At 72.9% G+C, this 26,402-nt stretch carries 28 protein-coding genes and 1 pseudogene; 14 read left to right on the forward strand and 15 right to left on the reverse strand.

The window, feature by feature from the left end; all coding sequences use genetic code 11:
• The first annotated feature begins 65 nt into the window (after positions 1-65).
• The 9 genes from ABD954_RS14955 (at position 66) to ABD954_RS14995 (ending at position 8,995) form a co-directional block, all read left to right on the forward strand.
• The gene (locus tag ABD954_RS14955) at positions 66-2,336 is read left to right on the forward strand and encodes a heavy metal translocating P-type ATPase (RefSeq protein ID WP_345486529.1); all 2,271 of its coding nucleotides are present in this window, start codon (positions 66-68) and stop codon (positions 2,334-2,336) included.
• A 29-nt stretch (positions 2,337-2,365) separates the two neighbouring features.
• Complete coding sequence (locus tag ABD954_RS14960) at positions 2,366-2,647, forward strand: metal-sensitive transcriptional regulator (RefSeq protein WP_132911977.1); 282 nt, start codon at positions 2,366-2,368, stop codon at positions 2,645-2,647.
• A gap of 296 nt (positions 2,648-2,943) precedes the next feature.
• A complete protein-coding gene (locus tag ABD954_RS14965) occupies positions 2,944-3,369 on the forward strand; it encodes a BlaI/MecI/CopY family transcriptional regulator (protein ID WP_345492187.1) in 426 nt (141 codons plus the stop codon).
• A complete protein-coding gene (locus ABD954_RS14970) occupies positions 3,366-4,277 on the forward strand; it encodes a M56 family metallopeptidase (RefSeq protein WP_345486530.1) in 912 nt (303 codons plus the stop codon). The genes ABD954_RS14965 and ABD954_RS14970 overlap by 4 nt, the downstream gene beginning before the upstream one ends.
• A gap of 105 nt (positions 4,278-4,382) precedes the next feature.
• Entirely contained in the window at positions 4,383-4,862 is a 480-nt protein-coding gene (locus ABD954_RS14975) for a GNAT family N-acetyltransferase (protein ID WP_345486531.1), read from the forward strand.
• Between the two features lie 304 nt (positions 4,863-5,166).
• On the forward strand, positions 5,167-6,051 hold the full coding sequence (locus ABD954_RS14980) for an SAM-dependent methyltransferase (protein ID WP_345486532.1): 885 nt from the start codon (positions 5,167-5,169) through the stop codon (positions 6,049-6,051).
• 67 nt (positions 6,052-6,118) lie between these two features.
• On the forward strand, positions 6,119-6,559 hold the full coding sequence (locus ABD954_RS14985) for a Fur family transcriptional regulator (protein ID WP_345486533.1): 441 nt from the start codon (positions 6,119-6,121) through the stop codon (positions 6,557-6,559).
• A 97-nt stretch (positions 6,560-6,656) separates the two neighbouring features.
• Entirely contained in the window at positions 6,657-7,727 is a 1,071-nt protein-coding gene (locus ABD954_RS14990; protein WP_345486534.1) for a LuxR C-terminal-related transcriptional regulator, read from the forward strand.
• Positions 7,728-7,954: 227 nt separating this feature from the next.
• Entirely contained in the window at positions 7,955-8,995 is a 1,041-nt protein-coding gene (locus ABD954_RS14995; protein WP_345486535.1) for a LuxR C-terminal-related transcriptional regulator, read from the forward strand.
• 82 nt (positions 8,996-9,077) lie between these two features.
• On the opposite strand, the gene ABD954_RS15000 is transcribed toward ABD954_RS14995, so the two are convergent.
• The 6 genes from ABD954_RS15000 to asnB all read right to left on the reverse strand — a co-directional run bounded on the left by ABD954_RS15000 (position 9,078) and on the right by asnB (position 16,681).
• Entirely contained in the window at positions 9,078-9,263 is a 186-nt protein-coding gene (locus tag ABD954_RS15000; RefSeq protein ID WP_345486536.1) for a hypothetical protein, read from the reverse strand.
• 217 nt (positions 9,264-9,480) lie between these two features.
• The gene (gene mshA / locus ABD954_RS15005; RefSeq protein WP_345492189.1) at positions 9,481-10,791 is read right to left on the reverse strand and encodes a D-inositol-3-phosphate glycosyltransferase; all 1,311 of its coding nucleotides are present in this window, start codon (positions 10,789-10,791) and stop codon (positions 9,481-9,483) included.
• A 437-nt stretch (positions 10,792-11,228) separates the two neighbouring features.
• Entirely contained in the window at positions 11,229-12,794 is a 1,566-nt protein-coding gene (locus tag ABD954_RS15010; protein ID WP_345486537.1) for a class I tRNA ligase family protein, read from the reverse strand.
• A gap of 116 nt (positions 12,795-12,910) precedes the next feature.
• Positions 12,911-13,657: an SDR family oxidoreductase gene (locus ABD954_RS15015; protein WP_345486538.1), complete on the reverse strand. Its 747-nt coding sequence runs from the start codon at positions 13,655-13,657 to the stop codon at positions 12,911-12,913.
• 137 nt (positions 13,658-13,794) lie between these two features.
• A complete protein-coding gene (locus ABD954_RS15020; protein WP_345486539.1) occupies positions 13,795-14,859 on the reverse strand; it encodes a 2-methylaconitate cis-trans isomerase PrpF family protein in 1,065 nt (354 codons plus the stop codon).
• Between the two features lie 13 nt (positions 14,860-14,872).
• The gene (gene asnB / locus ABD954_RS15025) at positions 14,873-16,681 is read right to left on the reverse strand and encodes an asparagine synthase (glutamine-hydrolyzing) (protein WP_345486540.1); all 1,809 of its coding nucleotides are present in this window, start codon (positions 16,679-16,681) and stop codon (positions 14,873-14,875) included.
• Between the two features lie 155 nt (positions 16,682-16,836).
• Here asnB and ABD954_RS15030 point away from each other — a divergent pair, with 155 nt between their 5' ends.
• Positions 16,837-17,577 carry a PIG-L deacetylase family protein gene (locus ABD954_RS15030; RefSeq protein ID WP_345486541.1) on the forward strand — a complete coding sequence of 247 codons (741 nt, stop codon included), beginning with the start codon at positions 16,837-16,839 and terminating at the stop codon, positions 17,575-17,577.
• A gap of 167 nt (positions 17,578-17,744) precedes the next feature.
• Here ABD954_RS15030 and ABD954_RS15035 read toward each other — a convergent pair whose 3' ends face one another.
• The 4 genes and pseudogenes from ABD954_RS15035 to ABD954_RS15050 form a co-directional block, all read right to left on the reverse strand.
• Entirely contained in the window at positions 17,745-18,419 is a 675-nt protein-coding gene (locus tag ABD954_RS15035) for a DUF5701 family protein (protein WP_382746050.1), read from the reverse strand.
• A 109-nt stretch (positions 18,420-18,528) separates the two neighbouring features.
• Positions 18,529-19,172 (reverse strand): annotated as a pseudogene (locus ABD954_RS15040) (LysR substrate-binding domain-containing protein); the annotation flags it as partial.
• A 4-nt stretch (positions 19,173-19,176) separates the two neighbouring features.
• Positions 19,177-19,569 (reverse strand): ATP-binding protein, encoded by a 393-nt coding sequence (locus tag ABD954_RS15045; RefSeq protein WP_345486542.1) that lies wholly within the window; start codon positions 19,567-19,569, stop codon positions 19,177-19,179.
• Entirely contained in the window at positions 19,566-19,766 is a 201-nt protein-coding gene (locus ABD954_RS15050) for a hypothetical protein (protein WP_345486543.1), read from the reverse strand. Before ABD954_RS15050 ends, ABD954_RS15045 begins: the two co-directional genes overlap by 4 nt.
• Before the next feature lie 116 nt (positions 19,767-19,882).
• On the opposite strand from ABD954_RS15050, the gene ABD954_RS15055 reads away from it, so the two are divergent.
• Together ABD954_RS15055 and ABD954_RS15060 are read left to right on the forward strand one after the other, a co-directional pair.
• Positions 19,883-20,734, forward strand: coding sequence for a helix-turn-helix domain-containing protein (locus tag ABD954_RS15055; RefSeq protein ID WP_345486544.1), 852 nt, complete (start codon positions 19,883-19,885; stop codon positions 20,732-20,734).
• Positions 20,715-20,924, forward strand: a complete 210-nt coding sequence (locus ABD954_RS15060; RefSeq protein ID WP_345486545.1) for a DUF397 domain-containing protein — start codon at positions 20,715-20,717, stop codon at positions 20,922-20,924. Before ABD954_RS15055 ends, ABD954_RS15060 begins: the two co-directional genes overlap by 20 nt.
• Here ABD954_RS15060 and ABD954_RS15065 read toward each other — a convergent pair.
• Entirely contained in the window at positions 20,905-21,783 is an 879-nt protein-coding gene (locus tag ABD954_RS15065) for an NAD(P)-dependent oxidoreductase (protein WP_345486546.1), read from the reverse strand. The two genes, ABD954_RS15060 and ABD954_RS15065, sit on opposite strands and share 20 nt — an antisense overlap.
• A 108-nt stretch (positions 21,784-21,891) precedes the next feature.
• Here ABD954_RS15065 and ABD954_RS15070 point away from each other — a divergent pair, with 108 nt between their 5' ends.
• The gene (locus tag ABD954_RS15070; RefSeq protein WP_345486548.1) at positions 21,892-22,476 is read left to right on the forward strand and encodes a TetR/AcrR family transcriptional regulator; all 585 of its coding nucleotides are present in this window, start codon (positions 21,892-21,894) and stop codon (positions 22,474-22,476) included.
• Positions 22,477-22,498: 22 nt separating this feature from the next.
• Positions 22,499-22,930: a hypothetical protein gene (locus ABD954_RS15075; protein WP_345486549.1), complete on the forward strand. Its 432-nt coding sequence runs from the start codon at positions 22,499-22,501 to the stop codon at positions 22,928-22,930.
• Between the two features lie 36 nt (positions 22,931-22,966).
• Here the strand turns inward: ABD954_RS15075 and ABD954_RS15080 are convergent, their stop codons facing one another.
• Genes ABD954_RS15080 through ABD954_RS15095 form a run of 4 tightly spaced genes read right to left on the reverse strand, consistent with a single transcriptional unit; the run spans position 22,967 to position 26,352 of the window.
• Complete coding sequence (locus tag ABD954_RS15080) at positions 22,967-23,902, reverse strand: hypothetical protein (RefSeq protein ID WP_345486550.1); 936 nt, start codon at positions 23,900-23,902, stop codon at positions 22,967-22,969.
• On the reverse strand, positions 23,902-24,846 hold the full coding sequence (locus tag ABD954_RS15085; RefSeq protein WP_345486551.1) for a hypothetical protein: 945 nt from the start codon (positions 24,844-24,846) through the stop codon (positions 23,902-23,904). Before ABD954_RS15085 ends, ABD954_RS15080 begins: the two co-directional genes overlap by 1 nt.
• The gene (locus ABD954_RS15090; RefSeq protein ID WP_345486552.1) at positions 24,836-25,852 is read right to left on the reverse strand and encodes an ABC transporter ATP-binding protein; all 1,017 of its coding nucleotides are present in this window, start codon (positions 25,850-25,852) and stop codon (positions 24,836-24,838) included. Before ABD954_RS15090 ends, ABD954_RS15085 begins: the two co-directional genes overlap by 11 nt.
• Positions 25,849-26,352: a septum formation family protein gene (locus tag ABD954_RS15095; protein ID WP_345486553.1), complete on the reverse strand. Its 504-nt coding sequence runs from the start codon at positions 26,350-26,352 to the stop codon at positions 25,849-25,851. Before ABD954_RS15095 ends, ABD954_RS15090 begins: the two co-directional genes overlap by 4 nt.
• Positions 26,353-26,402 lie beyond the last annotated feature (50 nt).

Here is a 26,402-nt window from a genome sequence, read left to right on the forward strand (position 1 = left end):
CCGGGGCTCGTCCACCACGCCCGAGCCCCGGCCCCCGAGCCCCGTAACGAACGAGGAGCAGTTTCATGACCACGACCACTCCGGGCACCGCCCAGGTCGAGCTCGCCATCGGCGGCATGACCTGCGCCTCGTGCGCGGCCCGCATCGAGAAGAAGCTCAACCGCATGGACGGGGTCGAGGCCACCGTCAACTACGCGACCGAGAAGGCGAAGGTCACCTTCGACGCCGACATCTCCGTCGCCGACCTCATCGCCACCGTCGAGGCCACCGGCTACACCGCCGAGGAGCCCGCGCCCCCGAAGAGCGAGGCGCCCGGCGGCTCCGGCTCCGGCCCCTCGGACGAGGAGAAGGCGGACGAGGAGCTGCGGCCGCTCAGGCAGCGGCTCGTCACCGCGGTCGCCCTCGCCGTGCCCGTCATCGCGATGGCCATGGTCCCGGCCCTCCAGATCGAGTACTGGCAGTGGCTGAGCCTCACGCTCGCCGCACCGGTCGTCACGTACGCCGCCTGGCCCTTCCACCGGGCCGCCTGGACCAACGCCCGGCACGGCGCCGCCACGATGGACACGCTGATCTCGGTCGGCACCATCGCCGCGTTCCTGTGGTCGCTGTGGGCGCTGTTCTTCGGCACCGCCGGCACGCCCGGCATGACCCACCCCTTCGAGTTCACCATCGCCCGCACCGACGGCGCCGGGAACATCTACCTGGAGGCCGCGGCCGGCGTCACCGCCTTCATCCTGGCCGGCCGCTACTTCGAGGCCCGCTCCAAGCGGAAGGCGGGCGCGGCGCTGAAGGCGCTGATGCAGCTGGGCGCGAAGGAGGTGACCGTCCTCAGGAACGGCCGGGAGGTCACCGTACCGACCGCCGAACTCCAGGTCGGCGACCGCTTCCTGGTCCGCCCCGGCGAGAAGATCGCGACGGACGGCACGGTCGTCGAGGGCTCCTCGGCCGTCGACGCCTCCATGCTCACCGGCGAGTCCGTGCCCGTCGAGGTGGGGGTCGGCGACTCCGTCACCGGCGCCACCCTGAACGCGGGCGGCCGCCTGGTCGTCGAGGCCACCCGGGTCGGCGCCGACACGCAGCTCGCCCGGATGGCCAAGCTCGTCGAGGACGCCCAGAACGGCAAGGCCGCCGCCCAGCGCCTCGCCGACAGGATCTCGGCCGTGTTCGTGCCGATCGTCATCGCCCTCTCGCTCGGCACCCTCGGCTTCTGGCTGGGTACCGGACAGGGTCTGACCTCCGCGTTCACCGCGGCCGTCGCCGTGCTGATCATCGCCTGCCCGTGCGCCCTGGGCCTGGCCACCCCGACCGCCCTCATGGTCGGCACCGGCCGCGGCGCCCAGCTCGGCATCCTCATCAAGGGCCCCGAGGTCCTGGAGACCACCCGCAAGGTCGACACCATCGTCCTGGACAAGACCGGCACCGTCACCACCGGCCGGATGACCCTGATCAAGGTCCACACCGCCGCCGGCACGGACGAGACCGACGTGCTGCGCCTCGCCGGCGCCCTGGAGCACTCCTCCGAGCACCCGATCGCCCAGGCCGTCGCCACCGGCGCGGCAGCGAAGGTCGGCACCCTGCCCGCCCCCGAGGACTTCGTCAACGTTCCCGGCCTCGGCGTCCAGGGCGTCGTCGACGGCCACGCCGTCCTCGTCGGCCGCGAGAAGCTGCTCGACGAGTGGGCCGTGACCCTCCCGGCGAGCCTGAAGTCGGCCAAGGACGCCGCCGAGAAGGCCGGCAAGACCGCCATCGCGGTCGCCTGGGACGGCGAGGCCCGCGCGGTCCTGGAGGTCGCCGACGCCGTCAAGGAGACCAGCGCCGAGGCCATCCGGCGGCTCCGTGCGCTCGGCCTGACCCCGATCCTGCTCACCGGCGACAACAAGGCGGTCGCCGAGGCCGTCGCCGCCGAGGTCGGCATCGACGAGGTGATCGCCGAGGTCATGCCGCAGGACAAGGTGGACGTCGTCAAGAAGCTCCAGGGCGAGGGCCGTTCGGTCGCCATGGTCGGCGACGGCGTCAACGACGCCGCCGCGCTCGCCCAGGCCGACCTGGGCCTGGCGATGGGCACGGGCACGGACGCCGCCATCGAGGCCGGCGACCTGACCCTCGTACGGGGCGACCTGCGGGCCGCGGCGGACGCCATCCGGCTCTCCCGCAAGACGCTCGGCACCATCCGCTCGAACCTCTTCTGGGCCTTCGCCTACAACGTGGCCGCCCTGCCGCTCGCCGCGGCGGGACTGCTCAACCCGATGATCGCGGGGGCCGCCATGGCCTTCTCCTCGGTCTTCGTGGTCGGCAACAGCCTGCGCCTGCGCGGCTTCCAGGCCGCCGACCGCTGACATCCCTGCGGACATCCGAGGAGGCCGCCGTGGCCGGTTACGTACAGCACAAGGAAGACATCATCAGACGCCTGAGGCGCATCGAGGGGCAGGTCCGGGGGGTGCAGCGGATGGTCGACGAGGACGTCTACTGCATCGACGTCCTGACCCAGGTGTCCGCCATCAACGCGGCGCTCCAGTCCTGCGCGGTCGCCCTCCTCGACGAGCACCTCAGCTGCTGCGTCACGGAGGCCATCGAGGCCGGCGGGGACCAGGCCAAGGTCAAGGTCGGCGAGGCGTCGAGGGCGATCGCCCGACTCATCCGGACCTGAGCCGCGGGCCCCGCCCGACCTGACACACCACGAGCGGACACACGTAAAGAGCGAGTCAACCGCCCTTGTGCGAAGGGCAGTCAGCGGACAGCCTCAGGCTCAGCCGAAGGCACAGGCCGAGCACCCGTCGAAGGAGCACCAGTTCCGTCGAACCGGGCAGGCCGGGGACGCAGACCTTCGCGCAAGGGCGGTTCGTCATGAGGGTCACCATCCCGCCAGTGTACCCCTAGGGGGTATACCTGAGCGGGTGAGGCGGCCCGTACGATGAGCCGCCCGTGACCGGGGAGGGGATGCACGTGCGCCGGCTGGGAGAGCTGGAGGCCGAGATCATGGACCGGCTGTGGGCCTGGCAAAGGCCCGCGACGGTCCGCGAGATCGTCGACGACATCAATCTGGGGCGCCGCGTCGCCTACACGACGGTGATGACCGTCGCCGACATACTCCACCGCAAGGGCTGGCTGCGCCGTGAGAAATCCGGCCGCGCCTGGCTGTACGAGCCCGTCCGCAGCCGCGAGGAGTACACCGCGGGCCTCATGCAGGACGCGCTCGGCGACAGCCAGGACCGGCCCGCGGCGCTGCTGCGCTTCGTCGAGACCATCTCCGACGAGGACATGGCCGCCCTCGACGCGGCCCTGCGCACCGCCCGCCGCGCCCAGGGCCCCGACGACGGCGGCCCGCACCTCCACGGCCACCCCCGCGACCGGGGCGGCGAGGGCCGGTGAACCACCACACGCTGCCGCCGCTCGGCCTCGTCCTGTGCACCGGGTTCCTGGTGCCCTGGCTGCTGATGCGGGCCCGCTGGGCCCAGCAGGTGCCGCGGCTCGCGCTCGCCGTGTGGGCGGTGAGTGGAGCGCTGTTCGCCGGCTGCGCCGCCCTGCTCCCGGCCCAGCTGATCCTGTCCAGCGACGCCGGCCACCGGCTCAGCGACGCCCTCTTCCTCCTCCGCTTACCGCCCGCCGAACGGCTCGTGGAACTGACCGCGCGCGAGTACACGGCCCTCGGCACCGCCCTCGCCGTCCTCGCCGTCCCCGCCGCCGGGTTCGCCCGCGCCCTGCTGCGCGCCCGGCGGCAGCGGCGGCGGCACGCCGAGACCCTCCGGCTCGTGGGCCGCTACGACCCGGGACTCGGCGCCACCGTCCTGGAACACGAACGGCCCGCCGTCTACTGCCTGCCCGGCCGCGCGCGCCGGGTCGTGGTCTCCTCCGGTGCCCTCACCGCCCTCACCCCGCCCCAACTGCACGCCGCCCTCGCCCACGAACGGGCCCACATCACCGGGCGCCACCATCTGCTCGTCGCCGCCGCGGAGTCCTTCTCGGCCGTCTTCCCCTACCTCCCGCTCGCCCGGCACGGCGGCACGGCGGTCCCGCTGCTCCTCGAGATGACCGCCGACGACCGCGCGCTGCGCCGCTGTTCGCGCGACGCGCTCGCCACCGCCCTGTACGCGCTCGCCTCGGGCAGGGCCCCGCGCGAGGCGTTCGCGGCGGGCGGCCCCTCCGCCGCCCTGCGCATGCGGCGGATCCTCACCCCGCAGGCCGCGGGGCACCCCGTGCTGCGCGCGCTGCTCACGATCGCGACGGCCGGCCTCGCGGCGGCACCCCTGATCATCGCCTGCTGTTCGTTCCCCAATTAAATACTAAGGGAATTCGTAGATTTCACATCGGTCACACCGGCCCCGAATTCCCGGCTATTGTGGGTATGTTGACGCTCAGCTCGGCACGTCGAAGGGTACGGACCAATGCAGCTGGCTGACGTGCGGGCGGCGGAAGCCGCCGACGCGACGACGATATCCAGGCTGCTTGCGGAGTCCATTCGGGGCAGTTACGAGGAAATACTCGGCGAAATCCCCGTGCGGCGCCTGCTCTCCGCGCAATGCGCGCTTCCCCGTATCCGCGCGGAAATTGAAATTCCGGGCGGCGCGCCGGGCTGGCTCGGCTGGCTGGTCGCCACCGGCACCGACGGTGCCGTGGTCGGCGCGGTCGCCGGCGGCGTGCCCGTCCCGGGCGAGGGCGAGCTGTACGCGCTCGCGGTGACGCCCGGGGCCCGGCGCGGCGGAGTCGGTACGGCGCTGCTCGGCGCGGCCACCGACCGGATGCGGGCGTTCGGGGCCCACCGGCAGCGGGTCACGCTGCCCGCCGAGCAGGACCCCTCGCTCCCCTTCTACGAGCGCCAGGGCTTCGCCCCGATCGGCACGGCCCGCCTGTGCCGCTCGCTCTGACCGGACGCCCCCTCTGGCCCGACGCCCGCTCCGGCCGGACGCTCCCGGTGATCCACCGCTCCCGCTGACCGGGCGCGTGCCGCGGCCGCCCGCCGGCGGCTGCCGCTCCCGTCCGCCGTCCGCCGTCCGCCGTCCTCAAAAGTCCTCCCCCACCCGTGGCAGACACACGCCATCGCGTGTTCACGCCCCCGGATCCGCTGGATCCCGCGCCGCGCCCCCGGCCAGGATGGAGCACAGCGGCGCGGACCCGGCGGCACGGGTATCCCGCCCGGACGGCACGGACCGAGCGAGCCCTGGAGGAGCGATGCACACACCGAGCGGACTGTCCCTGCCCGCCGTGCCCGCGGCGCTCTCGCCGGTCCTGTCGTCCCGATACGAACTCCCCGCCCCCGGCGCCGGCATCCGGCTCACGTCCGACACCCTTCCCGGACTCGAGACGGTCTCCCCCGGCGACGCGGACGCGGTCTGGCTCCACGACGCGCTCCTCGGCCCGCACAGCGCCGACATCGTCCGGTACCTCGGTCTCGCCCGGTCCACCGGCGGCCCCGTCCTCGATCTCGGCTCCGGCGCCGGACGGCTCGCCGTCCCCTTCGCCCGGCACGGCTTCGCCGTGGAGGCCGTGGACCGGGACGGCCCCGCCCTGGAACGCCTCGAGAGCTGGGCCCGGCGCATCGGCCCGCAGGTCGCCGGGCTGATCGTGACCACCCGGGCCGACCTCACCGAGCTGCGGCTCGACGGCGACTACCGGCTCGCGCTGCTCGCGGGCGCGATGGTCTCCGCCGTACCGCCGCCGGCGCGGCCCCGGCTGCTGCGCGAGATCGCCACGCACCTGGGGGCGGGCGGAGCGCTCGCCCTCGACTACACCTCCCACCTGCTGTCCGGTCTGGTCGCCGAACCGCAGCGGACCTGGGCCTTCCAGGTGCCGCGGTTCGACGGGATCGACGAGTGGGTGGTGGCCCGGCAGGACTTCGACCTGCGGACGATGAGCGAGCGGATCACCTACTACACGGCGCGGACCGGGAAGCTCTCCACCGAGCGGGTCGTGCTCACCACCGACAAATGGATCGTGGACGGCGAGCACCTGGCGGCCGAACTGCACTCGGCGGGTCTGCACATCGAGGGCCGCCGCCGGCACCGCATCGACGAGCGGACCGAGAGCGTGCTGCTGGTCTGCCGCCCGGACGACTGACGGCAGGGACGGCCAAGAGGTACGATGCCCACAAAAGTTTGGGCCGACCAGGTGGCAGGCGGAGAAGATGGCAGTCGTGGAAGACCTGACGGGCCGCGAGGCGGTGATCCAGCGGCTGCGCGATGTCGGTCTGCGGGTCACCGGGCCGCGCCTGGAGGTGCTCACGGTGCTCGCCGCCGGCGGTCATCTGGACGTCGAGGCGATCACGGCGACCGCCCGCGAGCGCCTCGGCACCCTCACCAGCCAGGCCGTGTACGAGATGCTGCGGCACTTCCAGGAGACGGGCCTGGTCAGCAAGTTCGACCGGCCGGGCCTGCCCGCCGTCTTCGAGATCTCCGGCCCCGCCCACCAGCACGCCCTGTGCCTGAACTGCGGCCGGGTGGAGAACGTGGCGGCCACCGCCCCCGCACCGCCCCGCGGCAGCCTGACCGACTGGGCGGTCAGCGACGCCGAGGTGGTCTTCAAGGGCCTTTGCCCCGACTGCCGCGATGCGTCCCCTTCGCACTGAGAGCAGGTGAACCCCGTGCGACGCGTTCGAATGTGTGGCAGGGTCTAGCGGGGCGTTTCAACAGGATCCGCGCGATCCGAGGGGAGTCTGCTGCGTCGTGTCCAAAAACGCCGCTGGATCGCGTACGGGAAGCGAGCAGACCCTCGCCCTCTACCAGGAGCTCCGGGCCGCCCCCGGCGCCGACTTCGACGCCGTCGCGCTGCGCCTTCAGCTGACCGAGGCCGAACGGGAGCGCTGCCGGGCCGAGTTGACCGACCTCGGACTGATCGAGACCGCTCCCGATCCGGCCGCGGAGCCGGCCGCGGGGCCGGCCGCGGGGCCCGCGGCCGAACCGGCCGCCGCAGTCATCGCCCCGGACGTCGCCCTGCTCCGGCTGCTCCAGCACGAGCGCGACCGGCTGGAGAGCCGGCTCGCCGAGACCAGCCGGGCCCAGGCCACCCTGGAGACGCTGGCCGGACCGTTCCTGCGGGCCGGGATGGAACCGGGCTCCGAGGTCGAGGTCGAGATCGTCGACGATCCGGCGCGCATCCGCCGGGAGCTCGCCGACCTGACGCACACGGTGAAGGACTCGGTGCATTCGATGCTCACGGGTTCGGTGCGGCGCGAGGAGATGACCCTGGAGCTGGGCCGGGACCGCGACCGCGTCGCCCGCGGCGTGCGGGTCCAGGCCATGTACAGCCACCGGGTCGGCCAGGTGCCGGAGATGGTCCAGCACCTGGCCGAGCGGTGCGCGCTCGGCGTCGAGGTCCGCCTCTCCCCCGTCGTCCCCATGAACATGGTCCTCGCCGACGAGACCTTCGCCCTGCTGCCGACCGATCCCCACGACCCGGAATCAGCCGCGATCCTGGCCCGCGGACCGGGCCTGGTGCGCTCGTACCGCGCCCTGTACGAGTACTGCTGGCAGGCGGCCACCCCGTACGGCCACGAGGAGTCGGCCGAACACGGCGGTGACGGACTGACCGAGCAGCAGCGGGCCGCGCTGCGGATGCTGGCCTCCGGGATCAAGGACGAGCAGGTGGCGCGGAACCTCGGTGTCTCCCTGCGCACGGTGAGCCGGCTGATCTCCGAGGTGATGCAGGAACTCGACGCCGCGAGCCGCTTCGAGGCCGGGGTGAAGGCCGCCCGGCTCGGCCTGCTCGACGGCGAACCGTACGAGCACACCCCCTAGCAGGGCGGCGGGGTCTCGTCGTGCCCGCGAACCGGCCGATGGCCGAACGTGTTGCGGGAGCGGGGGTGTCGGGCCGGTTCGAGGCGGCTGTGCGGACCCTCCGGCTCGGCCTTCCGGACGACGACCCGCCGGAGCGCGGCACGTAGCCTGACGGGAGTTCCTGACCGGAAGGTTCCGGACGGCCGGCCCACGACGACGAGAACCACGAGGACAAGGGGGAGATCGCCATGGCGACGACAGGAAGCACCGCTCCGGAGGACAGACTGGTGCCCCTGTACCGGGAGTTGCGCCGTCGCGGGGTGTCGAACTTCCCGGAGGTCGCCGGGGCGTTAGGGCTCGCGGCCGAGGAGTACGAGCGATGTCGCGTCGAGCTGATCGAGCTCGGCCTGATCGTCCCCACCACCACCACCCACGCCACCAACGCCGATCTGCGCGAGGGGTGGCAGCCGGACGCGGACACGGTCGCCTCGGTGGACCCCGAGATCGCGCTGCTGCGCCTGCTGGACCGGGAACGGGCCCGGCTCCGTGAGCACCTGGCCGAGGCGGACCTCGCGTACAGCACCCTGGAGACGTTGGCGGGCACGTTCCTGCGGGCCAGCGTGCTGGCGGGCTCCGAGGTCGAGGTCGAGGCACTGACCGACTACCGGCGCATCCAGCAGGCCCTGGACGACATCATCGACGTCATGCAGGAGAGCTCGGCGTCCATGTATCCCGGCGGGCCGAGCCGTGAGGTGCACGAGGTGACGCTCGACCGCGACCGGCGGCGACTCGAACAGGGCATCAGGGTCCGGGCGATCTACGCGCGCGAGCACGCCACGCGCCCGGACGTGGCCGAACTGCTGGACGCGCGCAGCGAGCTGGGGGCGGAGATCCGGGTGGCCGCGGTCGTGCCCCTCAACATGATCATCATCGACCAGCAGTACGCGATGCTGCCGATCCGGCCCGAGGACGCGCGCCAGGGCGCCATCCTGGCGCGCGGCCGGGCACTCGTCCGCTCGTACCTGGGGCTGTTCGAGCACTGCTGGCACACGGCCGTGCCCTACGGTTCGGGCGCCTCGGCCGAGCGGGGCGGCGACGGGCTGTCCGAGCACCAGCGGGCGGCGCTGAGAATGCTGGCCACGGGAATGAAGGACGAGAAGATCGCCCGCAATCTCGGAGTTTCGTTGCGTACGGTGAGCCGAATGCTCTCGGAACTCATGCAGGAATTGGGCGCGGCCAGCCGGTTCGAGGCGGGTGTGCGCGCGGTGCGGATGGGCTGGCTGGACTGACGGGCGACGCGGGCACGCGGGCACGGAAAAGCCCCCGCGATCGTGGCAGGGCGATCGCGGGGGCTTTTCCGTGGAACGAGGGTCAGTTGCCGGGCGCCGGGGTCTGGATCGGCCAGTTGTCATCGGCGACCACGAGCTGCTGGACCGGAGCGTCGCCCTGGCCGCCGACGGCGGCCACCGCACCACCCGCGACGGCCAGACAGGCCACCAGGGCGAGGGCGAACTGACGGACGGTCCTGCGCACGCCGGTGTTCCGCTCAACGGACATGATTCCTCCAGGAGTGAGAATGGGAATTCGGTTCTTCGGGGGCCCGTGCCGCCGGGCGTTCCCTGAAGACATCTCCATTCTGTCCGGGCCCCTCAGGCGAATCCAGGGATTCCCGCTGCGTGGACCCGCCATGGCGTGAGTGCGTCAATAGGCCGTGGATCTCGTGGAATTGGCCGATCCGGGACGCCTCTAATCTTTGGTCGAACCAAAAGAGATGCTAGACTCGTGCTACGGCCTTCTCGTTCCTCCAGGAGAGAGGGGCCGCCGGGGCAGGGGCGTGCCGCCGCCCTTGCCCCACCCGCCGCACCGCCCACGACGCCGCCCGCTCCAGGCCCGCCAGCGCGTCCTCGTACACCTCGACCGTCCGCGTGGCGGACGCACGCCAGCTCATTCCCCGCGCGTGCCGGACCGCCGCCTCCCCCATCGAGACCCGCGCTTCCGGATGCCGGGCCAGCCACCACAGCCGGCGCGCGTACTCCACCGGATCGTGCCCCGGCACCAGCAGCCCCGACACCCCGTCCCACACCGCCGTCGGCAACCCGCCCACCGCCGACGCCAGCACCGGCGTCCCGCACGCCTGCGCCTCGAGGGCCACCAGACCGAACGACTCCGAACGCGACGGCACCACCAGCACGTCCGCCGCCCGGTACCAGTCCGCGAGGCGCGCCTGCGGCACCGGCGGGCACGCCTTCAGCACGTCCGCCACCCCCAGCTCCGCCGCGAGCCGCCACACCGCGCCCTGCTCGCCCGCCCCCGAATGCCCGCCCACCACCGGCACGAGCAGGCGGCGCCGCAGCCCCGGAGCCATCCGCAGCAGCTCCGCGACCGCCCGCACCAGCACGTCCGGCCCCTTCAACGGCTGGATCCGCCCCGCGTACAGCGGCACGAACGCCTCGGCCGGCAACCCGAGCCGGGCCCGCGCCGCCGCCCTCCCGTCACCCGGCCCGAAGGTCCGCAGGTCCACCCCCGGCCGCACCACCTCCGTCCTCGCCCCCGCCGCCCCGTACAGCGAGCGCAGCGCCTCCGCCTCGTCGGCCGTGTTGGCGATCAGCCGGTCCGCGTCGGCCACCACCTGCCGCTCGCCGCGGATCCGCAGCTCCGGTTCGGGCGTGTCGCCGTCGGCGAGGTGGGCGTTCTTCACCAGCGCCAGGGTGTGCGCGGTGTGCACCAGCGGTATGCCCCAGCCGAACGAGGCGATCCGCCCCGCCTGTCCCGACAGCCAGTAGTGCGAGTGGACCAGGTCGTAGCGCCGGTCCTCCTTCAGCAGGGCGAGCGAGAACGGCACGACCAGGTCGGGCATGGCCTCCTTCGGCAGCGGCCGGCGCGGACCGGCGTGCAGGTGGCGGACCCGGACCCCGGGCTCGACGTCGACGAGGCCGGGCAGGCCCTCGCCGCGGCAGCGGGTGAACAGGTCCACGCGGACGCCCTGTTCGGCCAGAGCGCGGGACAGTTCGACCATGTACACGTTCATGCCGCCGGCGTCCCCCGTTCCGGGCTGGTGGAGCGGGGAGGTGTGGACGCTGAGCATGGCGACGCGCAGGGACACGTGGGGCTCCTGTGGGGTGGGCCACGTGTCCCCGCGCGTCGCGCGCACGGTCACGCGGCAGGGAAAGGGATGAGGGGCGGACGTACGGGGCGGCACACCGGCGCCGGGCCGGCGAGCCGCCCGCCGTGCGGCGGCCCGGCCCCTCGGACCGGGCCGCCGCACGGCATTCGGAACTACGCGGCTTCTTAGCGGCTTAGAAACCGGACCCGGAAACCGGGCTCGGACTCCGGACTCGGGCTCCCGGTTCGGGCTCGGGGTTCGGGCTCGGGGTCGGACTCCGGGCTCGGACTCGGACTCCGGACTCGGGGGTCGGGGTCGGAAGGCTGACTCGGATGGCTGACGCGGATGGCTGACTCGGGAAGCGGGTTCAGGAGGCGGGCTCAGGAGGCGGGCTCAGAAGACCGACTCGGGAGGCGGGCTCAGAAGCCGAACACCGGACCCGAGGGCGGTGCCAGCCGCGTCCCCGGCAGTGGGGCGATCAGGGCCGACCAGTCCACCGGCCGGCCCGGCGCCACCCGGAGCGCCGCCGCGAGACGGTCCGCGCCCTCCGGCATCACGGGACGCGCCCACGCCGACAGCGCCGAGGCGACCGCCAACTGCGCGGCGAGGGCCGGAAGGTGGCGGCAGGAGGTGGTCGGACGGCAGCGCTCGTGCGCGTTGACGTAGCCGAAGTCGGCCACCGAACGGACCATCTCGTCGAGCACGGCGACCGCCCGGCGCGGGTCGAACGCGTCCGGACCGTACGCCTCGCGCAGGTCGTCCACGCCCCGGTGCAGCCGGCGCTCCAGGACGTCCCAGCCGGTGCCGCCGGGCAGCGCCTGCGGAGCGAGCCCGTCGCACTCCTCGCGGACCGCCGTGAACAGCCGGGTCAGCCAGCTGTTCCAGTTCTCGTCGAGCTCCAGGCGTGCCGCCGCGAGCCGGTCCCGCTGGAACACCGTCCGGCGGCCGGTCGGCCGGGCCTGCAGCACGTGCCGGCGCAGGCTGTCCGAGCCGTACTCGGTGAGCAGGTCGAGCGCCCACACGTTGCCCTCGCGGACGCCCTCCTCGACCACGTAGGACTCGTTCACGTTGAAGTCCTGCGGCAGCTTGATGTCCTGCGCGAGCAGCAGCACCGGCAGCAGCACCGCGTGGCAGAAGGCGTGACCGAAGCCGCAGAAGTGGATGGCGCGGGCCGGCAGCGGGCCCTTGGTGTCATAGCCGAACAGGTGCATCGCCGCCGCCTCGAAACAGGCGTCGATGCGGTGGTCGGGGAAGCCCTCCACCGGCACCTGAAGGCCCCAGTCGGCCGGGTGGCCGACCGCGATGTCCGGCAGCCCGTCCTCGACCAGCGACTCGCACAGCGCCGCGAGCCGCGGCGGCAGGCCCGCGGCCGACCAGTAGTCGGCCAGCCGGTCGCGGAACGGCTCCAGCGGCACGTACAGGCGCCGGCAGCGCCTGGCGAGCGCGGGCGTGTCGCACAGCGAGCAGCGCGGCGAGATCAGGTCGCCGCCGTCGTTCGGGCGGGCGCACTCGTGGCACATGCCGCCGTCGCTCGACGCCCCGCAGTGCGGGCAGGTGCCGGTGACGTGCGCCCCGTACAGCCACCGCTCGCACGGCTCGCAGTACGGGAGCAGACGGGTCCGCGGGGCGATCACGCCGTCCGCGTACAGGCGGCTGAACAGGTCCTGCACCCAGCGCCCGTAGCCGCGGTCCCGGCGCGGTCTGACGATGTGGTCGAACTCGACGCCCGAGCGCAGCCAGTCCGCGGTGATCGCCGCGCGGTAGCCCTCGGCGACCTCCTCCGGCTTGCGGCCGAGGCGCCGCGCCCGCACCTCGACGGAGCTGGCGTGGTCGGCGGTGCCGGTGGTGAAGCGGACGGGTTCGCCCTCGGCGCGCAGAAAGCGGGTCAGGACGTCGGCGGCCACGTACGGTCCCGCGAGGTGACCGATGTGGAGTTCGCCGTGGGTGGCCGGAGGAGTCGCGGTGATCCAGACGGGGGTGCTCATGGAGACCTCCTGAGCGTCGGCGAGGTTCGAAGCGGCGGGGTCGAATCGGCAAGGACCGAATCGCGGAGTTCGATCAGCGGAGTTCGATCAGCGGAGTTCGATCAGCGGGGTTCGAATCAGCGGGGTTCGAAGTGGAAGGAGCGGATGAAGCAGTCCCGCGGCTGTTCGACGGCGTAGACGATGCACTCGAAAAGGGCCTGCGTGGTGAGCTTCTCGTCCGGGGCTATTCCGTCCGGATTCGAGCCGTCCCATTCCGCGAAGCGCGGATCGGAGGTGGAGAAGTCCGGCGGGAAGAGGGAGAAGACCCGCACCCCCGAGGGGCGCAGCCGGCGCGAAAGGATGTCGGCGAAGCCGGCCTGGGCGCTCTTGGCCGCCCAGAACGCCTCGTGCGCCGCACCGGCCGTCGCGGCGGACGCGCCCTCGGCGTCCCGGACCGCGACCATGTTGACGATGTCGGGTCGCAGCGAGCCGCGCAGCAGGGGCAGGAAGTGCTTGACCATGAGGACGGTGCCGCCGGCCGTCGACTCGATCGTCTCCACGATCTGGTCGTCGCTGGCCGCCTCCAGGTCCATGCCGTCGAGCCAGCGCGCCCCGTTGTTGACGAGCAGGTCGACCCGGTCGGTGCGTTCGCCGACGCGCGCGGCGAACTCCCGGATCTCGGCGGGCCGGCTCAGGTCGCAGCCGAAGGCGTGGATGCGGTCGCGGGCGGACCCGAGGACCTCGGTGCGGGTGCGCTCGGCGGCCTCGACGGTCCGCGCCGACACGTAGACCTCGGCGCCGAGGTGGGCGAATCCGACGGCGAGCGCGCGGCCGAAATAGCGGGACGCCCCGGTCACGACGACACGCAGATTCTCGAATTTCATGTGTGTCTGCTCTCCCCACGGATACGGCACGGGATGCGGCAGGCGGCGCGGATTCCCCTCGTGGGCCCGCCGGTTGCCGGTCGTCCTTCAGCGTGGCAGAGGAATGCGGCGGAACACCTGGCGAGCGGGGTGCGCGTTCACGCCGTTGCGTGGATACGCCACGTCACTTCCAACTCACCGAGGATTCGCGCCCGTTTGCGGTGCACCCGCACCCGGTCCGGCGTCGCCGAGACGGTGACGTCGCCCCCGGGCGTACGGATCAGGCCGACCGGCCCGGGCACCACGGTGCCGTCGATCGCCCCGGCCGCCGCGAGGGCGGCGGCGCCCGTGAGCGCGAGCCGGGGATGCCAGCCGCCGACGGTGAGGGCGCGCACGAGGAGCCCGTGCGGGGAGCGGTCGAAGGCGGCGATCTTGGGGAGCGGGGAGTGGGGCGCGTACCCGAGCAGCCGCCCGGCGCGGGCCCGCAGGTCGAGCAGGCGCTCCCGGAGTCGGTGCGCGGGCAGCAGGCGGGCGTCGACGAGGACGTACGGGTTGCCGTAGCGCACCAGGGAGACCGGCACTCCGTCGAGGACGTCGACGGGCCGCCCGGTGGGCAGCGTGCCGGGGGCGGTGGGGGCGCGCAGGAAGTCGAGGGTGTAGGCGCCGTCGCCCTCGGGCGTGCACAGGACCGTGTCCCCGGTCGTCACGGCCCGTACGGTGACGGGTCCGGGCCGCCCGTCGGCGACGACGGCCGCGAGGAGCGAATGCCCGCACCCGGCCCGGAAGTCGAACCGCCCGTCGGGCAGGGCCTGCACGAAGCGGTAGTCGAGCGCGGCGGGGCCGTGACCGGGGCTGGGGCCGTGACCGGGGCTGGGGCCGTGACCGGGACCGGTGCCGGTGCCAGTGCCGGGGCCAGGGCTGGCGCCGGAGGGGCGGGTGGAGGGACCGTAGAGGGCGATCTTGTTGAGTGCCGTGTACGGGGTCGGGGCGAGGGCGTGGCGTACGTGCGCCAGCTCCTCGGCCAGGCCCAGGGCGCCGGGCGGCAGGCGGTCGAGCCGTACGACGAGGGTGGGCCCGGGGGCGTCCTCGGCGCGCACGACGACCGCCCTCACCGCACCCGTACCGGCGACCGCCCCCACCACACCCGTACCGGCGACCGCCCCCACCACACCCGTACCGGCGACCGCCCTCACCGCACCCGTGCAGGCGGTGGGCAGGCGCACGGCGGGCGGCGGTTCAGGCGGCCGCACAGCCCAGCGGGATGCGCATGCCCTGGACGACGTCCGTCCACAGCTCGTGGACGGCCAGCGCCCACAGGGCGAGGGCGATGTGCTGGTTGGGGCGCTCCAGATGGCGGTTGAGGAGCTTGTTCACCCGGTCCGCGCGGATCCTGCCGCCGAGCACGAGCCGCGCCGGCGACAGCAGCTCCCGGACCGTGTCGAGGAGCGGGCCGCCGGGGGCGATCATGGCGGCGATCGGCAGGGTGAAGGGCTGCTTGGGCCGGTTCAGGACGGCCGCGGGCAGCAGCTCGGCGCCCGCCTCGTACAGCGCCCGCTTGCCGTGCCGCGCCCCGGGCGGCAGCGCCCGCGCGTGCGCGACCACGGACGGCTGGCAGAACGGCAGGCGCGCCTCGACCGCCCAGGCCATCGACAGGTGGTCGACCCGCCGCAGGTGGTACGCGGGCAGCCGCCACCTGGTCTCGAAGGCGCTCATCACGTCGGCCCGGTCCGCCCCGGCCGCCTCCGCCGACCGCAGTTCCTGCTCGATCCGGTCGGCGGCGGAGCCCTGGTCGGCGATGAAGGCGGCGTACGAGGAGGTGTACAGGTGCTCCCGAAGGAGTCGGGGGGCGGCGGAGAGGGCGTCGGCGTAGGAGGCGGCCCAGTCGACGCCGGGCGGGGAGGTGAGCGCGGCCCGCATCCGGTCGTAGCCGCCGAAGAGCTCGTCCGCCCCGTCCCCGGTGAGGGCGACGGTGAAGCCGTTCTCGCGCACGGCTCGGAACAGCGCGTACGTGGACAGGGCGATCGGGTCGGCGTTGGGCTGCCCCAGGTGCCGCACGGTGCGGGTGAGCAGCGAGGGGATCTCCTGGGGGTCGACGGTCACCTCGTGGTGCACGGTCCTGGCCCGGCGGGCGACGGCGCGGGCGTACGCGGCCTCGGAGCCGGGCCACTTGCCGCGGTAGGTGAGGTGGAAGGTGTGCAGCGGCGGCGCGTCCGTCTCGCGGGCGTGCTCGGCGGCGAGCGCGGTGACGAGTCCGGAGTCGAGGCCGCCGCTGGTGACGGCGCAGACCGGGGCGTCGGCGGTGGCGAGCCGGCGCACCTCGTGCCGCAGCACGTCCTGCGTGTCGCCGAGGGGCCGCGCGGCGTGCGGTGCGCGGCGCCGGACGACGGGCGCCCGGCCGGGCCGCACGAGGGCGGTGGCGCCGGGCGGCAGGACGGTGACGCCGTCGAGGGCGGTGTGCGCGGAGTAGGAGGTGCGGGTGGCGAGGACGGTGTCGAGGGAGTCCTCGCGCGGGGCGATCCGCACGCCCTCGAAGGCGAGCAGGGCGGGGATCTCGGAGGCGAAGCGGGTGGAGCCGTCGCGGGGGTCGTGGTGGAGGTGGACCGGCTTCATGCCCATGTCGTCGACGGCGAGGAGGAGTTGGGCGTTGCCGGGCCGCAGGTCGAGGACGGCGACGGCGAACATGCCGTCGAGGTGCTCGGCGAAGGCCGGCCCGTACTCGGCGTAGAGGGCGGGCAGCAGCGTGCCGTCGCAGCGGTCGGGGAAGCGGTGGCCGCGCGCGGCGAGGCGGCGGCGCAGCTCGGCGTGGTTGTAGATCTCCCCGTTGAGCACGGCGAGGATGCCGGGCAGGTGGGGCAGCCGGTAGGGCTGCCGGCCGCCGCACGGGTCGGTGACGGCGAGCCGGTCGCATCCGAGCGACCAGCCGGGGCCGCTGAGCACCTGGTGCTCGTCGGGTCCGCCGTGCCGCTGGCGGGCCGAGACCGCCGCGAGTTCGGCCGGGTCGGGGCGGTCCGCCGACGCGGCGAGGGAGCCGAGAATCCTGCACATGCCGGTCGCCTCCGGAGCTCGATACCAGTCACTGTCCACATGGCGCAGCCAATGATTTGAACTTACCAAGCTTTTGAGTGGCGCGTAAGTGCCATGTCCTGTTCACGCCACGAGTTGGCCTTGTGGCGCCCCCCGCCGCCCAACAGGCTGAATCCATGGAGGACTTCGCGATCGACCCGACCGTCCGCAGTGCACCGGAATCACTGCTGGTGGTGGCGGCACACCCGGACGACATCGAGTTCTGCGTGAGCGGCACCGTCATGCAGTGGATCGAACGCGGCACCCGCGTCACGTACTGCATCGTCACGGACGGCGGCGCCGGCGGTTACGACGAGGCGCTCCCCCGCCAGGCGATGGCGGACCTGCGCCGCGCCGAACAGGTCCACTCCGCCAAACTCAGCGGCGTCGCCGACGTCCGCTTCCTCGGCTACCCCGACAGCTTCGTCGAACCCTCCGTCGACCTGCGCCGCGACCTGTGCCGGGTGATCCGCCAGGTCCGCCCGCAGCGCTGCATCATCCCGTCCCCCGAGATCAACTGGGCCCGCGTCGCCGACCTCCACCCCGACCACCGGGCCGTCGGCGACGCCTGCCTGCGCGCGATCTACCCCGAGGCCCGCAACCCCTTCGCCCACCCCGAACTGCTCAAACAGGAGGGCCTTGAGCCGTGGATCGTCCACGAGCTCTGGCTCATGACGGGGCCCACGCCGAACCAGTACGTGGACGTCACCCCGGTCTTCGACCGGAAGGTCGAGGCCCTGCGCATCCACACCTCCCAGACCGCCCACTTCGACGACCTGGCGGGACTCCTCCGGCAATGGCTCAGCGAACACGCGACGGCGGGCGGACTGCCGCCGGGCCGGATGGCGGAGGCGTTCCAGATCGTGCACATCGACTGAGGGGCGGGGGCGGGATGCCGCTGCGTACTCCCCCTCCACTGAGTGGGTGGGGATGCCGCTGCGTGCTCCCGTCTCCCGTCGACTGAGGGGCGGGGCGGGGATGCCGGCACGTGCTCCCCACCCCTGAGGGGCCACCGGCCCTCCGCCCTCCGCCCTCCGCCGGGCCGCTACCTGCGACCGGTCGCCGACCCGAACCCGAGCCACGTGTGCCGGTTCCCCCACCAGCACCAGCCGACCTTCGGCGCGTTGCGCCGCTCCTTGCCGTCCCGCCCCGTGCCGTTGCTGATCCAGATCGCCGGCGTACGGGCGTCGTACGTGCCCTTCGGCTTCCGCAGCCGCGAACCGATCGTCATGAAGCAGCGGTTGCGCTCCAGCGCCTCCGGCTGCTGGAGCACCCAGTGGATGCCCTCACTGAGCACGAGCGGGCTACGGCCCTCCTTGGTGAGGGCGGGCAGCGCCTCCTCCGGGCTCCAGTTCGCCATGCGGTCGCCCCGGTCGACACCGTCGACCAGATACAGCGGCGCGTCCGGCAGCTCCACGCCCGCCTCGCCGTACGGGGCGAAGTCGTCGACGTCCGGCATGTCGACCACGACGAACCCGGGCTTGTCGTCCCGGCGGAGCAGCGGCGCGAGCGCCGAGGGGGGCACCCTCTCCGGGTGTACGGCGAGCAGGGCGCCCCGCGCGTCCCCGGCCCCCTCGGCGAAGGCGCGCACGTCCTCCGCCGGCAGCCCGGCGAGCTCGTGCACCCCCAGCTCGATCAGCCTCTCCGCCTGGGCGGCGAGCGGCGGCAGCGGGGCCAGGATGTCGGCGGAACCAGAATCGGACAGGGTGGTGTCGGTCAAAGCGCTCCTCGGTCACGGGCCGTTGGCGTCCAGCCTGAGACCGAACGAGGCGGCGAGCGGAATTGTTCCCGCTCCGTAGGGGGCGGCGCGGGAACATCTCCGGCACCCGCTACTCCTCCTCCCGCACCCCCAGCACCGCCAGAAAGGCCCCCGCCGCCGGCGTCCGTCCCGCGCCGCTCCAGACCGCGTACTCGACCCGCTCCGGCGCGTCGGTCACCTCCACCACCTCCCCGGCTGTCAGCCCGCCCAGCTGCGCCACGTAGGCCGAGGCCAGCAGTGCGACCCCCAGGCCCTGCCCCACGAGCCGGGCCAGGAAGTCCGCGTTCGTCACCTCGAACGCCACCTCCCGCGCCTGCCCCGCCGCCTCGAACGCCTGGTCCGACTGCACGCGCCCCGCCGTCCCCGCCGGCAGGTCCACGAACACCTCCGTGGACAGCCGCCGCAGATTCACCGCGCCCGCCCCCGCCAGCGGATGCCCCGGCGCGACCAGGGCCACGAGCCGGTCCCGCCCGAGCTCCCGCGCCCGCAGCCCCTTCGGCGGGGCCGCCGTCGTGGGCAACCCGAGGAACGCCACGTCCAGCGCCCCTTCCTCGACCTGATCCGCCAACTCCTCGCTGACGCCCACCCGCAGGCTGACCGCCAGTTCGGGTACCGCTCGTGGAACTCCCGCAGCGCGCCCGGGATGTCGACCGCCGCCACCGACGGGATCACCCCGACGGCGAGCCGTCCCCGCACCTGTCCCACGTGACCAGCATGTTCACGCTTCATGGCGGGGTGGGAGGGCAGGGACCGGGACCGTGGACGACGGGAGTTCGCACCACACGGTCTTTCCGTACGGCGCCTCGTCGACGCCCCACCGCAGCGCCACCGCGTCGACGATCCCCATCCCCCGCCCGCACTCGGCCCCGTCCGGAACCTCGCGCAGGACGGGCCAGAGGCGGGGGTCGGGGTCGCTGACCGCGACCCTGACCCGGCCGGTGGGCGCCGCCGTCACCCGGACGGTGACGGGGGTGCCCTCCCCGACGTGTTGGATCACGTTCGTCAGCAACTCGCTGACGCAGAGCCGCAGATCATCCCCCGGCAGCATCCGCCGCACCTCCGCCACCGCCTTCGGCAGCGCCAGCAACTCCACCGTGAGCGGCAGCGTCACCCGCCCGCCGCCTTACGGAGGACCTGGGTGAGGTGGCGTGCAGTCGCCACACTGCAGTTGCCGAGCGCGACGAGCGGGGGCCGGACGCTCGTACCGGCGAGGGTGACGGGATCGACCCCGAGGGAGGGCAGCGTGATGCCGTGAGCTGCGAGAGCGGCGCGCAGCGCGTCGATGTCGGGCCGGATGTCCTCGGCCATGCGGGGTTCCACCTTCCGTAGCGTGCTGTGACGAACCCCTCACACGCTGCCGCCCCGGCCCGTACCGTGGGAAGCGTTTCCCGCTCCACGAAGCAAGGTGCGAAAGGCGGTCGACGGTGGCTGCGCGCAAGGAGATCGACGGCTCGGCGAGCGTCCCGGAGTTCTACGGGAAGGAGCTCCGCTTCAAGAGGGAGGAGGCGGGCCTGACGCTGGAACGGCTGGTGGAGGACAGCTTCTACGGCGTGACGTATCTGAGCGAGATCGAACGCGGCCAGCGCCGGATGCCGGTCGATCTGGCCCAGCACGTGGACCGGGTCCTGAAGACGGACGGCTTCTTCGCACGGCGCTGCGAGGACGTGCGGAAGGCGAAACAGGGTGCGCATGCGGCGTACTTCGCGGCGATCGCGGAGGCGGAGAAGCGGGCGTTGGTGATCGAGCGGTGGAGCAACGCGCTGATCCCGGGCCTGCTCCAGACCCCCGCGTACGCCAGGGCCGTTATCCGCTCGACGGAACCGCTCGACACGCCGGAAGAGGTCGAGGCGAGGATCGACGCGCGAATGAAGCGGACGAAGCTCTTCGACGACCCGAAGAAGCCGGAGTATTGGGTCATCCTGCACGAGTCGCTGGTGCGCAATGCCACCATTCCGCCTGTGGATATGGGTGAGCAGCTCGACCACATCGCCGGCTTGGTCCGGCAGGGCCGAATCTTTCTGCAGATCCTTCCTTGGAACGCACCGACACAACCCTTTGTGGAGTTGTCGATGATGTTCATGGAGTTCGAGGACGAGCCACCACTGATGTACACGGAGGGCCCGTATCACGGTCAAACCATCGACGATCCGAGCCTCGTGAAGCAGTACCGCAAGGCATACGATCGCCTCAGGGCCGCCGCCTTGTCGCCGGAGGCGTCCCTCGCTCTGATCGAACAAGCAGCTGAGGACTACCGACATGGCCAGCAACGCCCTTGATCTCACCGCTGCCGTCTGGCGCAAGAGCAGCTACAGCAACGGCAGCGGCGGCGAGTGCGTCGAAGTCGCCTCGGACATCCCCGGCCTCGTCCCGGTCCGGGACTCCAAGCGCCCCGACGGCCCCGTCCTCCTCCTCGCCGCCACCGCCTGGGCGCCCTTCGTCGCATCGGTCAAGACGACTTGCGCATGAGCTCCACCAGGCTGGAGAAGCTGTCCCCGTCCCGCCCCGCGTCCATGCCGCGCTGGAAGAGGGCGGTGACGGCGGCGGGGAGGGTGGTGTCGACGCCCGCGTCGGCGATGGTGTGCAGGACGTGGTCGACGCTGGCCGCTCCCATGGCCAGGCGGTCGACGTCGCCGACATGGTGGCCCGCGTCGATGCGGTCGGCGTAGAAGGCGAAGAAGCCCGGCAGGGAGTTCGCGGTCTCGGTGGCGTGCGGGAGGATGTCGGCCGCCGTGAGGCCGTTGGCCTGGGCGAGGGCGATGGCCTGCCAGTAGCTGAGCATGGACGTCCAGAACATGACCATGCCGAGCTGGTAGAAGAGCGCGGCGAGGCCGGGGTCCTCGCCCCGGTGGTCGACGCGGCCGGTGACGACTTCGAGCAGGGGCCGGTGGGCGTCGAAGGCGGCGCGCGGGCCGCTGTAGAAGGTGGAGGACTCGGGCTTGCCGATGCCGGACGGCGGGACGGTGATGCCGCCGGTGAGGTGGACGGCGCCGTGGTCGGCGGCCCAGCCGGCGGCGGCGCGGGCGCGTTCGGGGGTGTCGGAGCTGAGGTTGACGAGGACGCGGCCGCGCAGTGCGTCGGCGGCGGGTTCGAGCAGGGCGTACATGGCCGTGTAGTCGGTGAGGCTGAGGAAGACGACCTCGTTGGCGGAGAGGGCGGCGTCGACGCTCGGCGCGAGGACGGCGCCGCGGGCGACGAGGTCGTCGGCTCGGGACGGGGTGCGGTTCCAGAGGGTGACGGCGTGGCCGCGGTCCAGGAAGGCCGCGGCCATGGCCTGGCCCATGGGGCCGAGCCCGATGACGGTGACCGACTGGCTGTTGGTGCTCATGGGGATACCTCCACCTGTCGCTAAAACGAACGCTCTACTCAGAACGCGTCCGTACCGTAGCACGTTCTAAAACGAACGCTCTAATAAGTGGCGTTGTAGAGTGACCGCATGCAGACCAGCACCCGGGACCGGATCATCGTCACCGCCGCACGTCTCCTGCAGCGGCAGGGCTACGTCGGCACGGGAATCAAGCAGATCGCGCAGGAGGCGCAGGCCACTCTGGGGTCCGTCTACCACTTCTTCCCGGGCGGCAAGGAGGCCGTCGCCGTGGCCGCGATCGGGCACGGCACGCGGGAGTTCGCGACGCTGCTCCAGGAGTCCCTGGACCACGAGGAAGACGCGGCGATGGCCGTGGAAGCCTGCGCCGGCAGACTGGCGACGGAGCTGAGCGCGTCGGGCTGGACCGACGGCTGCCCGGTCACGGCGGCGGCCCTGGAGACGCTCGGTACGGACTCGGAGATCCAGCGGGCCTGCGCGGACGCCCTGCGCGACTGGGAGCAACTGGTCCACGACAAGCTCCTGCGGTGCGGTTTCTCCGCCGCCGACGCCCGGGAGCTGGCGAGCACCGTCATCAGCACCCTGGAGGGAGCGGAGGTGACGGCCCAGGTGATGCGCAGCGAGGAACCACTGCGGACGGCGGGCCGCCAGCTGGCCCGCCTGGTGCGCTCGTACGGGGGCGCGCAGCCGCAGTGAGCCGTGCGCATAGGGTCTCGGCATGTCACTGAGCCGCATAGCCCTCTCGTCCGGCCGTTCGATCGAGCTCACCGAGCTGCGGATGTCCTCCACCTACGGCGGGATGCTGGAGGGCTACCCGTGCGCGCGCGTCAACGACATGAAGGTCCGGGGCCTGCGGCGGCAGGCCGCAGACGCCTTTCCCGCCGCGCCGGTCCACCTGATCCCGCCCGTCCGCACGTACCCGGACACGACCGCCGGCCCCTTCGGCCCCGTCGAGGTGCTCCCCTCCGTGGCCTGCATCGGCACCTTCCGCTCCGCAGCCGTCGCCCCCGCACTCGACCCGGTGCTGCACGGCTCGGCCCTCACCGTGGTCTGGTTCCAGCCCCACGTGGACGTCCCCTCGGGCGAGGACGCCGACCCCGGGCTTCTCGGCATCCCCTGGGAGGACCTGGCCCGGGACTACGAGCTCTAGCGCCGGCCCGGCCGTGCCGGACGCCGCTTCGGAAGCTCAGCCGAGGTCACGGAGGGCGAAGCGGACGTAGGCCGCGGCCAGTACCGGGAGCAGATACACCGCCAGGGCGAGGAACGCCTGGGTGCCGGTCGTTCCCTGGTGCATCGCCACGCACGCCGCCTGGCCGAGGCACTCCGTGCGGTCGATGTCCATCAGGAGACGCTCGTTGAGGACGGCGAAGGTGATGCCGGAGAGGTGGTACTCGGTCAGCGAGGGGAGGTAGTCCTGAAGGAGGCGGTCGGCTGCCACCAGGTAGGCCAGGGTGATGCCCAGGGCCGTCACCGTTCCCCGGGTCAGCATGCCGAGGCCGTATCCGAGCAGTCCCACCAGGCCGACGAGGAGCGCCCCGCGCAGGGTGAGCAGGGTCAGGACCTGCCAGAAGGTCGCGTCGATGCCGTCGAGGCTGCCGCGCCGATGACCGGTCCAGGCCAGCAGGGGCACCAGGGCGCAGGCGGTGAGAAGGGCGGTCAGCGCACCGCCGGCCGCCACCAGGAGGCCCCGTACCGCGAAGAGGCGCGCGCGACGGGGTTCGGCGCCAGCGAGCGTGAGCAGGACGCGGGAGGACCAGTCGGCCCCGCCGCTGCGGATGCCGAGGAGGAGGGCGGCGACGGCCAGGCCCGAGAGGACCGTTCTGAGGTCGACGAACACGGCTTTGGTGAACAGGTAGCGCGGGTCGTCGAAGAAGGTCGCCACCGGGGGAACCTGACCGGTGGGGATGCCGCGGGCGGCCGCGTCGCTCAGGTACTGGCGGTGCGCGCTCTCGGCGGCCCGCCAGGCACTCGTGGTGTCGGTGTGGTGGGCGGCATAGGCAGCGGCGGCGTACAGGACGAGAACGAGCGGAAGGGCGAGCAGCGCGTACCGGACGGCCGCCGGACTCAGCAGGCGCAGCAGTTCGGCGCGGGCGAGGCGGCGGAGGGGCAGCGTCGGTGTCATCAGCCCAGATCCGTTCGAGTGGAGCGCCAGAAGGCCAGAACGAGCACCGGAAGCACGTAGAGCACGACGCCGACGAGTCCGTCGGCGATGGTCAGGTCCACGTGCGCCGCCTCGCAGCCGGGCCCCGCGATGCAGTCCGACGCGATCATCGGGATGACGGGCTTCTCGTTGAGCACGGCGAAGGTGAGGCCGGCCATGTCGTACTCGGAGAGCCGGGGGCCGCGCCCGCCGAAGATCTGTCCCGCCGAGGCCAGATAGAGGAAGACGATCCCGAGAGCGGTGGCGGAACGGCGGGTCAGCATGGCCAGTCCGTAACCCAGCAGGCCGAGCAGCCCGCAGAGCAGCACGCCCCGCAGGTAGAGGCTTCCGAACGCGGCCCAATAGCTCCCGTCCAGCCCCGCCGTGCTGCCGCGGAGCCACGCCGCGAGGAGCAGGACCGGGACCAGTACGGCACCCGCGGTGGCCGCCGTCCCCATGGAGATTCCGGCGACGAGCAGGGCACGGGCCGCGAACAGCCGGCTTCGGCGGGGTTCGGCCGTCGCCAGGGTGAGCATGACGCGGGAGCCCCAGTCGGCGCCGCCCGCGACGATGCCGAAGAGTACGGCGGCGGCCGCCAGCGCGGTGAAGGCGGTGCGCAGGTCGGCGAAGGACATGGTGCTCATGAGGTAGCGCGGCTCGTCGTAGAAGAGCCGGGGGCCGACCCCCTCGTTCATCGGCAGGCCGTAGCGCACGGCGTCCGCCCGGACCTGGGCGAACCGGGCCTCCGCTGCCCTCCAGGCGGCGGCGGTGTCGGTGGAGTGCAGAGCGAGCTTGGACAGACCGAAGAGGAGGGTGACGGCCGACGTCACCAGGGCGGCCAGCCGAACGGCTCGGGGCGCGAACAACCGTCGCAGATCCGCCCTCAGGAGGCGGCGCCAGGTCTGCCCTCGGGAGTCACTCGGCATCGTGGGGACCGTCCCGTTCGGCGTCCGCCGCGCGGATCGCCCGGATGTAGGCGTCCTCGAGCGAGGCGGACCGGCGGTGGACCTCCTCGGGGTAGATGTCGTGCTCGGCGAGGATCCGCAGGACGGCGGGGACGCCCTCGCCCGTGGCCGCGCGCAGTTCCGTCGGGTCCGAGGCGCCGTCGGCGGCGGCGACCGGTATCCCCCGTCGGGCCAGTACGGCGCGGGCGGTGTCGCGCAGGGACTCCGGCCCGGGCAGTCGCAGGACGACGTGGTCGGTGGTTCCCTCGACCAGCCGGGACAACCGGCCCTCGCTGATCACGCGTCCGTGGCGGACGATGGTGACGTGGTCGCTGACGAGTTCCACCTCGGCCAGGATGTGCGAGGAGACGAGGATCGTCATGCCCCGGTCGTCGCGCAGGTGCGTGAGCAGGGGGCGCAGGTCGCGGATCGCCTCGGGGTCGAGGCCGTTCATCGGCTCGTCCAGGACCAGCAGGTCGGGAGAGGGAAGCAGCGCGGCGGCGATGCCGAGGCGCTGCTTCATGCCGAGTGAGTAGCCGGAGTAGGCGCGTCGGGCGTCCCGGGTGAGTCCGACGAGGTCGAGGGCCTCGGCGACGGTGCTCTCCGATGCGCCGTGCAGGGTGGCGAGGAGACGGAGGTTGCGCTCCCCCGTGAGGGAGGCCGTGAAGGCGGGCCCCTCGATGAGGGCGCCGATGCGATGCGCCACGAGGTGCTGGGCGCGGGGCAGTTCGTGGCCGAAGGCGGTGATCGTGCCCGAGTCGACGCGGACGAGTCCGAGGAGGGCCTTGAGCGCGGTGGTCTTGCCCGAGCCGTTGGGACCGAGCAGGCCGACGATGGAACGGGCGGGAACCGACATCGAGAAGTGATCGAGCGCGGTGTGCCGTCGGCCGCGTGCGGTGCGGTAGCGCTTGACGAGCCCTTCCAGCCGCGCCGGCGGCGGCCCGTCGGGGTCGGGTGAGGCGTCGGCCCGGGCTTCGGCCGCGGTCATGGGCCCACCCGGCCGGTGGCGGGCTCGGGGAAGGTGACGGCGCAGTATCCCGTGCGGTTGCCGTCCGTCCACGACTTCTCGTCGAACGGCAGCAACTGCATGCCGATCCGGGCACCGCGCGCGGTGGCCACGAGGGGTTCGAGCGTCGGGTCGCACGCCTTGGTGAGGGCTGCGACGAGGGCGTTGCGGCCGGGGAACGGTGCGTCGGCGGCTCCGGGTACGCGCACCTTGGCGAGGATCTCGAAGCGGTGCGGGGTGGCGCAGTCGACGACCCCGACGGACTCGGCGGCGGTGACCGCTCCGTCGTCGTTGGAGCACATGCCGACGGCGAGAGAGGCGTACGGCGTCGGGTGGCCCGCCGGCAGGCCCTTCATGGCGTCCGCCTGCCGGCTCGGCGGGTGCGACGCTTCGTCCGGCCCGCCGCCTTGGGTCGTGGCGCAGCCGGCGACGGAAAGGACGGCGGATGCCGCCAGGATGCGGATGAGCATGGCACGGCGCATGCGCTCATCTCCCCTCGGTGGAAACGGAAGTGCCCGGGCGGGGAACACGG

Origin of the sequence: Streptomyces roseoviridis (assembly GCF_039535235.1) — a bacterium.
GTDB lineage: Bacteria > Actinomycetota > Actinomycetes > Streptomycetales > Streptomycetaceae > Streptomyces > Streptomyces roseoviridis.

Coding starts and splice junctions, on each gene's coding strand:
- ABD954_RS15065 (WP_345486546.1), bottom strand. CDS start 21,783: ATGAGCACCAACAGCCAGTCGGTCACCGTCATCGGGCTCGGCCCCATG.
- ABD954_RS14995 (WP_345486535.1), top strand. CDS start 7,955: ATGGCGACGACAGGAAGCACCGCTCCGGAGGACAGACTGGTGCCCCTG.
- ABD954_RS15070 (WP_345486548.1), top strand. CDS start 21,892: ATGCAGACCAGCACCCGGGACCGGATCATCGTCACCGCCGCACGTCTC.
- ABD954_RS15000 (WP_345486536.1), bottom strand. CDS start 9,263: ATGTCCGTTGAGCGGAACACCGGCGTGCGCAGGACCGTCCGTCAGTTC.
- ABD954_RS14985 (WP_345486533.1), top strand. CDS start 6,119: ATGGCAGTCGTGGAAGACCTGACGGGCCGCGAGGCGGTGATCCAGCGG.
- ABD954_RS14980 (WP_345486532.1), top strand. CDS start 5,167: ATGCACACACCGAGCGGACTGTCCCTGCCCGCCGTGCCCGCGGCGCTC.
- ABD954_RS15060 (WP_345486545.1), top strand. CDS start 20,715: ATGGCCAGCAACGCCCTTGATCTCACCGCTGCCGTCTGGCGCAAGAGC.
- ABD954_RS15075 (WP_345486549.1), top strand. CDS start 22,499: ATGTCACTGAGCCGCATAGCCCTCTCGTCCGGCCGTTCGATCGAGCTC.
- asnB (WP_345486540.1), bottom strand. CDS start 16,681: ATGTGCAGGATTCTCGGCTCCCTCGCCGCGTCGGCGGACCGCCCCGAC.
- ABD954_RS15080 (WP_345486550.1), bottom strand. CDS start 23,902: ATGACACCGACGCTGCCCCTCCGCCGCCTCGCCCGCGCCGAACTGCTG.
- ABD954_RS15090 (WP_345486552.1), bottom strand. CDS start 25,852: ATGACCGCGGCCGAAGCCCGGGCCGACGCCTCACCCGACCCCGACGGG.
- ABD954_RS15050 (WP_345486543.1), bottom strand. CDS start 19,766: ATGGCCGAGGACATCCGGCCCGACATCGACGCGCTGCGCGCCGCTCTC.
- ABD954_RS15010 (WP_345486537.1), bottom strand. CDS start 12,794: ATGAGCACCCCCGTCTGGATCACCGCGACTCCTCCGGCCACCCACGGC.
- ABD954_RS15015 (WP_345486538.1), bottom strand. CDS start 13,657: ATGAAATTCGAGAATCTGCGTGTCGTCGTGACCGGGGCGTCCCGCTAT.
- ABD954_RS14975 (WP_345486531.1), top strand. CDS start 4,383: ATGCAGCTGGCTGACGTGCGGGCGGCGGAAGCCGCCGACGCGACGACG.
- ABD954_RS15030 (WP_345486541.1), top strand. CDS start 16,837: ATGGAGGACTTCGCGATCGACCCGACCGTCCGCAGTGCACCGGAATCA.
- ABD954_RS15085 (WP_345486551.1), bottom strand. CDS start 24,846: ATGCCGAGTGACTCCCGAGGGCAGACCTGGCGCCGCCTCCTGAGGGCG.
- ABD954_RS15095 (WP_345486553.1), bottom strand. CDS start 26,352: ATGCGCCGTGCCATGCTCATCCGCATCCTGGCGGCATCCGCCGTCCTT.
- mshA (WP_345492189.1), bottom strand. CDS start 10,791: ATGCTCAGCGTCCACACCTCCCCGCTCCACCAGCCCGGAACGGGGGAC.
- ABD954_RS14955 (WP_345486529.1), top strand. CDS start 66: ATGACCACGACCACTCCGGGCACCGCCCAGGTCGAGCTCGCCATCGGC.